Raw genomic sequence first — 11840 nt, 5'->3', positions numbered from 1 at the left:
GCGGAACGGGGTTTCCACTACAGCTTGGTGATCGCGGCTTCAAGCTGCGAGAATCACTTGAGCTCGACGGTGGCGCCGGCTTCCTCGAGCTGGGACTTGGCCTTCTCGGCGTCTTCCTTCTTGGCCTTCTCCAGAACGGCCTTCGGAGCGCCGTCGACCAGAGCCTTGGCCTCGGCCAGACCCAGGGAGGTGATGGCGCGGACGGCCTTGATGACCTGGATCTTCTTGTCGCCAACGGCGGAGAGGATGACGTCGAACTCGTCCTTCTCTTCCTCAGCAGCAGCGCCAGCAGCCGGAGCAGCGGCAACAGCGGCGACCGGAGCGGCAGCCTCGACGTCGAACTTGTCCTCGAAAGCCTTGACGAACTCGGAGAGCTCAACCAGGGTCATCTCACCGAAAGCTTCGAGCAGCTCATCGTTGGTGTACTTAGCCATAATGGCTTCCTTTCATTCTTGGTGACGGGTTGATTGAAGAGGTATCCGTCACCTAAAACAATTTTTTACTTTATTGGTTGCGTCATTCATGCGGCGAGCCGCAATGAAATCAGGCAGCCTTTTCCTGCTTCTCGCGGAGCGCATCGATCGTACGCACGGCCTTGGTAGGCAGAGCGTTGAACAGGTACGCGGCCTTGGACATCGTAGCCTTGATGTCGCCGGCGAATTCGGCGAGCAGCTGCGGGCGAGACTTGAGGTCTGCCAGCTTCTTGGCGCCTTCGGCATCGTAGACGGTGCCATCAGCGAAGCCGCCCTTGATGATCAGTGCCTTGTTGGTCTTGGCGAAGTCACGCAGGGTCTTCGCAGCTTCGATGAAGTCACCCTTCACGAAGGTCACAGCGGTCGGACCGGCGAGAAGTTCATCAAGACCTTCGACGCCAGCTTCCTTGGCTGCGATGCGAATGAGCGTGTTCTTTGCCACAGTGTAGGAAGTATCGCGGCCTAGCTTTTCGCGCAGCTCAGAGATCTGCGGAACGGTAAGCCCGCGGTACTCGGTCAGGTAGATAGCATCAGCGTCACGGAACTTATCCGTAAGCTGAGCGACCACCGCTTCCTTTTCGGGCCTCTTCATGGCGTTCCTTCCTTAGTCAACCGTCGACTGCGAAATCCGGAACACCTAGCAGGGCAATAAAAAAGCCCTGCACGCAGGCAGAGCAACATTCGACCGCTAAGCGGAAAGCCCTTGGTGGGCGTATGTTCTTCAACCTGCGCTGGCTTGGCAATCCAAACTTCGTGAGCGCTTGCACGCTCCAACCAACGGTCTGTGGTTTACAAGATGTTCAATGTACGGATTGGGGTGGACTGGTGCCTGTTCGGCGTGTCGCACAATGAAACCATATCCGCTCCATACCGACCCATGCCGTGCCGTCAATGCCTGAATCGCAACATCACATCGCATTATTGATAACGGTTCTCATTTGTGCTATGGTGGATCGCATCGAGAAATCCGACCCAACGCCGGCATCGCCCGGCATCACGCGCATCATGTAAGGAAAATCCCTTGTCCCGTATATGGAACATCATCAGCGCCACCGTTTGCGCGGCGCTTCTGCTGGCGAGCGGCGCCTGCGGCGCCACGAACAACTCCGCACGCGGCGCACAGGACGGAACCATCGCCGTCACCGCCTCCATCAACCAATGGGGCACGCTCGCCAAGGAGCTGGGCGGCGATCTCGTCAAGGTGAACAGCATCATCAATTCCACCAATGCGGAGGCGCACGACTACGAACCGACCACCGCCGACGTGAAACGCCTGTGCACCGCGACCGTCGCCATCGTCAACGGAGCCGACTACGACTCGTGGGCGCTCAAAGCCGCGACGAACGGCAAAGGCACCATAGTGAACGCCGCGCAAGCCGGCGGCAAGAAGGCCGGCGACAACCCCCACGTATGGTTCTCCGCCAAGGTCCGCACCAAAACAGCCGACGCGATCACCGCCGCATACCGCAAGGCGATGCCCGGCAAAGCCGACGAATTCGAAAAACTCAACCGCGACTGGCATGCCAGGGAAGCAGAACTTGAGGAACGCATCGCCAAAACCAAGGAAGCGACCAAAGGCATGAGCTACGGCGCGACCGAATCCGTGGCACGCTACCTTGCCGACGACCTCGGCATGGTCGACCGCACGCCGACCGGATACACGCGGGCCGTCGCGAACGACAGCGAGCCGACGCCAGGCGACATCACGCAATTCGTCAAGGCGCTGAAGACCAAACGAATCACCATGCTCATCCTCAATCCGCAGGAAGCCAACGACATGACCAAACAGCTCACCGACACCGCGAAACAGGCCGACGTGCCGGTAGTCGACATCAGCGAGCAGATGCCCGGCGAGTACGACAGCCTGCTGGACTGGATGAGCGCCCTCGTCAACGCCATAGGCCATACCAGCTGACAGCCGACGTTCCGTCCGGCGTCCCATCGACGCGTGCAACTGCAAGAAGCGCCCGACTCCCCTTCAAGGGAATCGGGCGCTTCTCATGTCAGGCTGCCTGACCGCAGCAATCGCAGCACATGCGATTGCTGCGGTCAGGCCATGACGGATCACAGAATGGCGGTCACGATGAAGTCCAGAATGAACAGGATCGCCACAACCCAGATCACCGGATGGACCTCCTTGGCCTTCTTCTTGCAGGTCATCACGATGCAGTACGTGATGAAACCGCCGGCGATGCCGTAGGAGATGGAGTAGCTGAACGCCATGAACACGGAGGCGAAGAACGCCGGAATGGCCTCGGAGATGTCGCCCCACTCGATCTCCTTGAGCGAGGACGCCATCATGCAGCCGACCACAACCAGCACGCCGGCGGTAGCGGCGGACGGCACTGCGGAGATGACCGGGGACAGGAACGCGGACAGTGCGAAGCAGATCGCCACGACCACGGAGGTCAGGCCGGTACGGCCACCAGCGGCAATGCCAGCGGAGGACTCCACGTAGGTGGTGGTGTTGGACGTGCCGCAGATAGCGCCGATGGAGGTGGCAATGGAATCGGCGAACAGGGCCTTATCCATCTTGGAGGAGAAGCCGGAACCGTTCTCCAGGGCCTTCTCGTCCTCTTCGGAGAAGATGCCAGTACGACGGCCGGTACCGATGAAGGTGCCGATGGTGTCGAAGGTGTCGGACATGGAGAACGCGAAGATGGTCAGCAGGATGATCGGCAGCTTCGACACGTCGGAGAACAGCGCCGGGAAGCCATCCTTGGTGAAGATCACGCCGAAGGTCTGCGGCAGCTGGGCGAAGGTGTCGGCGATGGACACGGAGTTGGCCATAGTGGTCTGGCCCATCGGAATGCCGACAATCGCGGTGACGGCGATGGCGATCAGCATGCCGCCGCGCACCTTGAGCACGGTGAGCACGATGGCCAGCACCAGGCCGATGATGAACAGCCAGATGGTCGGATTGTTCATCACGGCCAGGCCCGGGGTCGCGGCCGTGGCAAGGCCCTTGCCAGCGGCCTTGGCGTCCTTGGTGGTGAAGGTGAAAAAGCCGACGTTCAGGAAGCCGACATAGGCCACGAACAGACCGATGCCGCCGCCGATGGCGTTCTGCAGCAGCTCGGGGATGGCCTTGATGATCATCTTACGGATCTTGGTGACGGTGATGATGATGTTGATCAGACCGCACAGGAACACCATGCACAGGGTCTGCTGCCACGAGAAGCCGAGGCCGAAGCAGACGGTGTAGGTGAAGAACGCGTTCAGGCCCATACCGGCGGCCTGGGCGTACGGCACATTGGCGAACAGGCCCATGACGAGTGTGCCGATGATGGCCGCAATGATAGTGGCCAGGAACACGCCGCCCCACGGCATACCCGTCTGGGACAGGATCTGCGGGTTGACGATGATGATGTAGGACATGGCGAAGAACGTGGTCAGGCCGGCCATGACCTCAGTGGACGCGGTGGTGCCGTTCTCCTTCAGATGGAAAAACTTTTCCATTATCTCTTCTCTGCTTATGGTTCTTGGGTTGATAGGAACGCGCACGTTCAGCACGCGCTCCGGCGAGAATCGCGACTCGCCATGGAACGTAAGTTCCGAACGCGCTTACCCTAGCACCGCCACGGGTCATCGGGATTACGAGTGCATCGCCCTACCCCAGCCTGAGGTCGGAGAAATCCGTGCGGCTAACGCCACACCATGCGCCCCAAAACACCCACCGGCTGGATAAAAATGGCCACTGGCAAGCCACTCAGACAACCAAACCATCCACCGACTGGGAGAAACGGATGCTGGGAGGAATTTCAGACACCCAAAACATCCAGCCACTGGATGGCAATGACTAACGGGGCAATGTTCAGCGATCAAAACATCCAGCCAATGGGAGAATCCGCCCGCCGAACATGACCCAGCGGGCGGATTCCTCCAGTCAGTAAGACCATGTGCCGATCAGCCGCACGAGCGATTACGGAACTGCGCTGCGTGCAATTGCTTATCCGCCGCCCGTCGCTGCTGCATCGAGACGAATGAGCGGACAGCCCACTGGACTGTCCGCTCATTCGAGTCGCCACGTTTTGGCGGACCGGCGGTACCGATCAGCCGAAACGTCCCGATACGTATCGCTCGGCTTCTTCGTTCTGGGGGTTGTTGAACATGGTAGTGGTGTCGGTGAAGTACTCGAGGTGGCCCGGCTGTCCCACGGCCTTCAGATTGAAGAAGGCGGTGTAGTCGGCGATTCGGGCGGCCTGCTGCATGTTGTGCGTCACGATCACGATGGTGTAGTCGTTCTTCAGCTCGTTGATCAGGTCCTCCACGGCCAGCGTCGAGATCGGGTCGAGCGCGGAGCACGGTTCGTCCATGAGCAGCACCTGCGGATGCACGGCCACGGCGCGCGCGATGCACAGCCTCTGCTGCTGGCCACCGGACAGGCCGATGCCCGGATTGTCCAGACGATCCTTGACCTCGTTCCACAGGTTGGCGCCGCGCAGGGCCCATTCGACCAGATCGTCCGCGTCGGACTTCGAGATCTTGCGGTTGTTGAGCTTCACGCCGGCAAGCACGTTCTCGCGGATGGACATGGTCGGGAACGGGTTCGGACGCTGGAACACCATGCCGACGTCACGTCGGACGGCGACCGGATCCACATCCTTGTCGTACAGGTTCTTGCCTTCCAGCAACACCTCGCCCTTGCAGTGGGCGCCCGGAATGATCTCATGCATGCGGTCGAGCGTGCGCAGCACGGTGGACTTGCCACAGCCGGAGGGGCCGATGAACGCGGTGACCTTGTTGGCTTCGATGTTGATGTTCACATCCTCCACGGCCAGGAAGTCGCCGTAGTAGATGTTCAGATGGTTGACATCGATACGTTGTCCCATTTGATTTCCTTAATTTGTGTGTGTTCGACTATGTGCGGCCGCGCTCAGCGTTCCGATTTAACGGCGAAGACCTTCGCCACGAGACGTCCGATGAGGTTGAGGATCAGCACGATGAGAATCAGGACCAGAGCCGCAGCCCAGGCGCGTTCCATCGGGATGGTGGTGACGCATGCTGCGCTGGCGTTGGCCGGGCAGTTCGCGTTGAGCTTCGAATACTCCTGGTAGACGTACACCGGCAGGGTGGTCATCTGGCCGGAGAACAGATTGAAGTTCGTGGAAGCGATGTAGCCGGCGGTCATCAGCAGCGGCGCGGTCTCGCCGATCACACGCGCGACGGCGAGAATCGCACCCGAAACGATGCCGGGCAGCGCGGTGCGCAGCACGATCTTCGTGATCGTGCGCTGCTTCGTGACGCCCAACGCGTAGGAGGCCTCACGCAGGTCGTGCGGCACAATCTTCAGCATCTCTTCGGACGACTTGACCACGGTCGGCAGCATCAGCAGCGACAGCGCGACGGAGCCTTCGAAGCCGTTGATGGTGCCCGGGCCGATCAGAATCGTGAACATCGAAAAAGCGAACAAACCAGCGACAATGGACGGAATGCCGCTCATCACGTCGACCAGCAGGGTGATGACCCTGGCGAGCCTGCCGCGGTTGGAGTATTCCACGAGATACACGGCGCACATCAAACCGATCGGAATGGAGATGAGCATGGCGCCGAAGGTTATTTCCAGAGTGCCGATGATGGCGTGCAGGATACCGCCATAGCCGCCGGACGGAGTCGGATTGCCTCCGACCACGCCGGTCATGTTGTAGCTCAGGAAATTGAGGTTCAGCCTCTTGACACCGTTGATAATGGTGGTGATCAGCACCGAGAACAGCGGAATCAGCGCCACGATGAACGCCACCGCGATGAGCGCGCGCATGGCGAGGTCCTTGCGTTTGCGGGCCGCGATGAAGGAACGGGTCGGCTTGAACTTGTCGAAGTCGATGACGGGAGCGCCGTCCATCGGCGAAGCGTCGTTATTTGCGGCGGTCATCATGCACTCGCTTTCTCGGTGAGCTTACGGGCGACGAAATTCACCACGAAGGTGATCAGGAACAGGACCAGACCGGTGCCGATCAGCACGGAAACGCCCAGATCGTTGGCTTCCGGATACTGGGATGCGATGTTCGCGGCGATCGTCTGGTTCTGCGAGGCCTGCAGCAGCTTGACGGAGTAGTTGAGACCCGGGGACAGGATCATGAGCACGGCCATCGTCTCGCCGAGCGCACGTCCCAGGCCGAGCATGGAGGCGGACACGACGCCGGACTTGCCGAACGGCAGCACCGCGAGCTTGACCATTTCCCATTTCGTGGCGCCGAGGGCCAGTGCAGCCTCCTCCTGAAGACGCGGGGTCTGCAGGAAGATGTCGCGCGACATCGAGGTGATGATCGGCAGGATCATCACAGCCAACACCACAGACACCGTGGCTACGGTACGGGAAGGATTGGCGGCGGGACCGGCGAAGATCGGAATCCAGCCGAGGTACTTGGCCACCCAGTTCCAGAACGGATAAATGGCGGGAACCAGCACCAGGCCGCCCCACAGACCATAGATCACGGAGGGGATGGCGGCAAGCAGATCCACCACGTAGCTCAGAATCGTGGCGAGCTTCTTCGGCGCGTAATGCGAGATGAACAACGCGATGCCGACGGACACGAAGAAGGAAATCAGCAGCGCCAGCGTGGAAATCAGCACGGTGCCGAACAGCAACGGGCCGACATAGCTCCAGAAGCTGGTCGCCTTGCCGCCGGTGAAATTGCTGATGGTGTCGCTGTTGGCCTTCTGGTCGCCGCCAATCAACGGCCACGCGCGGAACAGCAGGAACAGCGCGACCGCGGCAAGTACGACGAGGATCAGGATGCCGCAGGCGTAGGCCACGCCTTTGAACACCTTGTCCGCGTTCTTGCCGCTCACCGGCTGTTGCGCCGTTTTGCTTTGCGAACTCACGGGTTCTCCTTTGACTTGCTTGCGACCGCTTACGATCGGACGGCTTTGTTTCCGCCGTAGGCACCAGTTCAGGCCACAGCCGTCATTGCAACGCGGCTGCGGCCTGAAACCTACGATCAGTCGCCGTTCACCGAAAGCGATCCACCCACTTCGATGGGCTTACTTGGTCTCGATGGCGTCGATGGACTTGGCGATCTTCTGACGCATGGTGTCGGACATCGGGGCGGAACCGGCCGCGGAGGCGGCGGTCTGCTGGCCTTCGTCGCTGGTCACGTAGGACAGCCAGGACTTGACGAACTTGGCGGTGTTGGCGTCCTTATATGCCGGGCAGGCGATGTCGTAGGAGACCAGCACGATCGGGTAGGCACCCTTTTCGGTGGTGTTGTGGTCAAGCTTGACGACCACGCGGTTGTCGCCCTTGGCGGAATCGTCCAGCGGCGAGGAATCCACGACCTTGGCCGCAGCTTCGGCGGAGAACGGGACGTAGCCGTCGCCGACCTTCACCGCCACGGTGCCGAGGTTGCCAGCCTGGGAGGCGTCGGCGTAGCCGATGGTGCCATCGGCCTGCTGGACGGTGGAGATCACGCCGGAAGTTCCCTTGGCGCCCTGTCCGACCTCGTTCGGCCAGTTCTCACCGAGGTCATAGCTCCAGGCGTCACCGGCGGCGTCCTTGACATAGCTCAGGAAGTTCTTGGTGGTGCCGGACTTATCGGAACGATGCACCACGGTGATGTCGAGATCCGGAAGATCCACCTTCGGATTCTGGCTCTTGATGGCGTTGTCATTCCACTTGGTGATCTTGCCGTCGAAGATCTTGGCGATGGTCTCGGCGTCCATGTTCAGGGTCTTGCCCTTGCCGGACACGCCCTGGAGGTTGAACACCACGGCGATCGGGGAGATGTAGACCGGAATGTCGAAGGCGTTTCCGGAGGCGCACACCTTCTTGGACTGCTCGACCTCATCGTCGGACAGGGCCGCATCGGAACCTGCCCACGCGGTGGCGCCGGTCAAGAAGGTGGAGACGCCGGCGCCGGAACCGGACGGATTGTAAGCGACCTTGGCATCCGGATTGGTGCCCTGGAAGCCTGCGATCCAGGCTTCGACAGCGGCCTGCTGGGAGGAAGCGCCGGCGCCGCTGAAGCTGCCGGAGACGGCTTCGGTCTTGGTGTCGGACTTGGCTGAAGCATCAGTGGAAGCGGTGGTGTTGTCACCGCAGGCCGCGACGGAAGCCAGCATCACGATGCCGGACACGGCGGCGATGGAGCGCACGAGAATGGAGTTACGCATTATCTTTCCCTCTGTCAACATTCGGATGGCGTGTGTTTCTGGTATGTCGTTTTCTGTTGTCGCCATCGTTCTTCATGACAGTTCCAGCCTATTGGGCGTTTCGGGTGCCAAAAACCAAAAACGGTGAACGGAAGATGAACAGTCTTCGACACCTTCGTCGTTCCCGGTTTTTCGATCGTTCGATCATTCGGCAGGCGCATCGATTTTGTAGCCGAGTCCGCGCACGGTGGTCAGGTACTTGGGATGGCCCGGATCCTCCTCGATTTTGGCGCGCACACGCTTGACGTGCACGTCCAAGGTTTTGGTGTCACCGACATAATCGGATCCCCAGATGCGGTCGATCAACTGATGACGGGTCATCACGCGTCCCTTGTTCTGCATGAGGTATTCCAATAGCTCGAATTCCTTCAATGGGAAGAACACGTTCTCTCCACGGACCGTCACCTCATGCTGGCCGACTTTCATGGAGATGTCGCCGCACACCAGCGGAATGTCGTCATCGGCGGTCTCGCCGGTCTCGGCGATCATCTGGTTGCGGCGCAACACCGCGCGAATTCGGGCCAGCAGCTCACGGAAGGAATATGGCTTGGTGATGTAATCGTCCGCACCGATCTCAAGACCGACGACTTTGTCGATTTCCGCACTTTTCGCGGTCAGCATGATGATCGGCACACGGCTTTGCTCGCGGATCCTACGACACAGCGCGGTGCCGTCGAGCCCTGGCAGCATCAGATCGAGCAGCACCAAGTCGATGCCGCCTTTGGTGAACAGCTCCAGCCCCTCCTCGCCGGTGGCGGCGGCGGACACGTCATACCCCTCACGGGTCAGCTGGTAGACCAGCGGCTCTCGGTACGACTCCTCGTCCTCGACGATCAGAATCCGTGTCATCAGTGGTTCTCCTCTGTATTCTCTGTGGTATTGGATCTATCGGGCCGCGCCTCGTCGGATTGCGGATCAGGCTGTGAATCGGGCGCCTGCGGCAAGGTGATGGTGAAGGTGGATCCCTCCCCCTCACGCGACCACACGGCGATGGTGCCGCCACAATCCTCGACGCAATGCTTGGTGATGGCCAAACCCAGACCGGTGCCTCCGGTCTCGCGCGAACGCGCCGGATCGACGCGGTAGAATCGCTCGAAAATCCTGCTCAACGAAGCCGCGGGAATGCCAATGCCCTGATCCACGACGCGAATGGCCACCTTGCCGTTCTCGACGCCGATGCCAACGGCCACCGTAGTGCGTTCCGGCGAATAATTGATGGCGTTCTCCACCAGATTCTTCACCGCCGTTTTGATGGTTTCGCGATCGGCCACCACGAACACATCCAACACCTGTCCGGATTCCGCGGCCAATTCCCCGGCATCCGCATGCGCCGGCACCTGCCGTCCGTTCACGGACAGGGCCAGTCCGATATGCTTCGATTCGGCCTTCACCTGGTTTTCGGCGAGCGCCTCTCGTGCGACGGACAGCACTGACAGTCGTTCGGCGTTGAGCATCGCCGCTGCGCTTTGCGCTTTCTGCAGGTCGATCAGACGATGCACCAGTTCCGTCAATCGTTCGGATTCCTTGGCGATGCGTCCGGAGAAATATTTCACCGCATCCGGATCGTCCGCCGCGTCGCCGATCGTCTCGGCGAGCAACGAAATCGCTCCGGCCGGGGTTTTGAGCTCGTGCGACACGTTGGTGACGAAATCTCGGCGCATGGCTTCGAAACGGCGCTGCTCGCTCATATCGGAAATGAAAACCGCGAACAGGCCGTCGGCGATCTGCCCGACACGGACGTGCAGATAGAGCGTGTCCTCCGGCAACGGCTTGCCGGCTTCGACGCCCCTGCCGCGCGTATCCGGCACTCCCGCATGCGCGCGGCCATGCAGGGGAATCGTCAGCTCGCGTTCGCGCACCATGCCGTCCGCGGACACCAGTTTCACGATGTCGCGGAGCTCCGCGAACGTCATCACCTGATCGTGGATGATGCCGAAACGGCGCGCTTCGGATGACGCGTACCGGACCGTGGCCAGCGAATCGACGACGATCAAGGCTTCGGGCATGACGGCCACCAGCTGGCGTTCCGTGGACTGCACCGGCACGTGGGAGCCGAACAGCGACGTGTTCTTCGACGCTCCGAACAGGCTCGGATCGTTCGGGTCGACACCGTCCTCAGCTGACCGGACGCCCCGCGCGCGGCCGATGGCGTACGCCACGACGAACACGACCACGGCGACGGCCACCAGCACGGCGACCACTTGCGGCGTCGTCAGCATCTGGCCCAACGTCATGAATTCACCTTCCGATCATCCTGCATTCTCCATCCAGACTAGCGGGTTCGCATGGCTTTCGCGCATGTGATTCCCTCACGCCATCGGAAGTTTCCCCGCCGTTCACTTTTCAGGACGTGTTCGGCATGCGTTCGGGACGCGTTCAGGACGCATTCGGAATGCGTCGTGCCGGAATACGGAACGTCCCATCCTCCGATGCCACGGAAGGATGGGACGTCAACGGATCCGCATACGGCTGGCTACATGCGCTTGACGATGTCCACTGTCAGCTTCGCCGCGGTGTCCGCGTATTCGGAGATGTCGAATTCCTTGAAATCCTCGTAATCGGTGTCCGCGTTGTCGCTCAGCGCGCGGATCACCAGCGCGGGAATGTCGTTGCGCGCCGCGACATGCGCCACGGCGGCGCCTTCCATCTCCACCGCGTCGGCGCCGGTCTCGCGGATCACCTGCTCGACCTTCTTCGGATCGTCGACGAAATAGTTGCCGGTGGCGATGATGCCGACGATATGGTGGATGCCCATGTCGTCAAGCGCCTGGTCGGCAAGCCCGATCAGACGATCGTCGCTATGGTATTCCTCGACCGGATGGTCTGCGGTGCCGGGCTTGAACTGCCCCACCAGCCGCATGTCGGTGTCGAGGTAGCGCAGTGTGCCGCCGAGCACCACATCGTTGACATGCAGATTCGTGTTGAGGTTGCCTGCGATACCGGAGAAGATCACGGCGTCGGGCCGGTCCGTGTCGATGAGATGCTGCGTGGTGGCGGCGATGTTGACGGTGCCCATGCCTCCGACCGTGGCGACGACGCCTATGGAGGCGCCCCTGTTGGTTTCGATGGTGCCGCGCGTCACCTTGATGCCGGCCTCCTCGGTGACGGTGACGCCGTCCAGCGCCGCCGCGATATGGGCGATTTCCTCATCCATGGCGCCGATGATGGCGATTGCGGTCATACGTTCCCCTTTTATCTTGGTTTGTCTTGGTCTTT

At 60.8% G+C, this 11840-nt stretch carries 11 protein-coding genes; 1 reads left to right on the top strand and 10 read right to left on the bottom strand.

Going from position 1 to position 11840, the window contains the following annotated elements:
* Positions 1 to 53 precede the first annotated feature (53 nt).
* Both rplL and rplJ read right to left on the bottom strand, forming a co-directional pair.
* The gene (rplL, locus tag OU26_RS01400; protein ID WP_026646535.1) at positions 54 to 434 is read right to left on the bottom strand and encodes a 50S ribosomal protein L7/L12; all 381 of its coding nucleotides are present in this window, start codon (positions 432 to 434) and stop codon (positions 54 to 56) included.
* Between the two features lie 109 nt (positions 435 to 543).
* Positions 544 to 1065: a 50S ribosomal protein L10 gene (rplJ, locus tag OU26_RS01395; RefSeq protein WP_026646536.1), complete on the bottom strand. Its 522-nt coding sequence runs from the start codon at positions 1063 to 1065 to the stop codon at positions 544 to 546.
* A 429-nt stretch (positions 1066 to 1494) separates the two neighbouring features.
* Between rplJ and OU26_RS01390 the strand changes: the two genes are divergently transcribed.
* Positions 1495 to 2388, top strand: a complete 894-nt coding sequence (locus tag OU26_RS01390) for a metal ABC transporter solute-binding protein, Zn/Mn family (RefSeq protein ID WP_051592927.1) — start codon at positions 1495 to 1497, stop codon at positions 2386 to 2388.
* Positions 2389 to 2537: 149 nt separating this feature from the next.
* Here OU26_RS01390 and OU26_RS01385 read toward each other — a convergent pair whose 3' ends face one another.
* From OU26_RS01385 to mtnN, 8 genes are all read right to left on the bottom strand, one after another.
* Positions 2538 to 3932 carry an NCS2 family permease gene (locus OU26_RS01385; protein ID WP_026646538.1) on the bottom strand — a complete coding sequence of 465 codons (1395 nt, stop codon included), beginning with the start codon at positions 3930 to 3932 and terminating at the stop codon, positions 2538 to 2540.
* A gap of 593 nt (positions 3933 to 4525) precedes the next feature.
* The gene (pstB, locus tag OU26_RS01380) at positions 4526 to 5305 is read right to left on the bottom strand and encodes a phosphate ABC transporter ATP-binding protein PstB (RefSeq protein WP_026646539.1); all 780 of its coding nucleotides are present in this window, start codon (positions 5303 to 5305) and stop codon (positions 4526 to 4528) included.
* Between the two features lie 44 nt (positions 5306 to 5349).
* Positions 5350 to 6348, bottom strand: a complete 999-nt coding sequence (pstA, locus tag OU26_RS01375) for a phosphate ABC transporter permease PstA (RefSeq protein WP_026646540.1) — start codon at positions 6346 to 6348, stop codon at positions 5350 to 5352.
* Positions 6345 to 7298 carry a phosphate ABC transporter permease subunit PstC gene (pstC, locus tag OU26_RS01370; RefSeq protein WP_026646541.1) on the bottom strand — a complete coding sequence of 318 codons (954 nt, stop codon included), beginning with the start codon at positions 7296 to 7298 and terminating at the stop codon, positions 6345 to 6347. The genes pstA and pstC overlap by 4 nt, the downstream gene beginning before the upstream one ends.
* Before the next feature lie 159 nt (positions 7299 to 7457).
* The gene (gene pstS / locus OU26_RS01365) at positions 7458 to 8585 is read right to left on the bottom strand and encodes a phosphate ABC transporter substrate-binding protein PstS (RefSeq protein ID WP_026646542.1); all 1128 of its coding nucleotides are present in this window, start codon (positions 8583 to 8585) and stop codon (positions 7458 to 7460) included.
* Between the two features lie 183 nt (positions 8586 to 8768).
* Positions 8769 to 9473 (bottom strand): response regulator transcription factor, encoded by a 705-nt coding sequence (locus OU26_RS01360; RefSeq protein WP_026646543.1) that lies wholly within the window; start codon positions 9471 to 9473, stop codon positions 8769 to 8771.
* The gene (locus OU26_RS01355; RefSeq protein ID WP_026646544.1) at positions 9473 to 10858 is read right to left on the bottom strand and encodes a sensor histidine kinase; all 1386 of its coding nucleotides are present in this window, start codon (positions 10856 to 10858) and stop codon (positions 9473 to 9475) included. The genes OU26_RS01360 and OU26_RS01355 overlap by 1 nt, the downstream gene beginning before the upstream one ends.
* A 239-nt stretch (positions 10859 to 11097) precedes the next feature.
* Entirely contained in the window at positions 11098 to 11805 is a 708-nt protein-coding gene (mtnN, locus tag OU26_RS01350) for a 5'-methylthioadenosine/S-adenosylhomocysteine nucleosidase (protein ID WP_026646545.1), read from the bottom strand.
* Between the last annotated feature and the right edge of the window lie 35 nt (positions 11806 to 11840).

Origin of the sequence: Bifidobacterium ruminantium DSM 6489 (assembly GCF_000770925.1) — a bacterium.
GTDB lineage: Bacteria > Actinomycetota > Actinomycetes > Actinomycetales > Bifidobacteriaceae > Bifidobacterium > Bifidobacterium ruminantium.
Note: the sequence above shows the minus strand (reverse complement) of the source record. Positions and strands in the feature narration are given on the sequence as shown.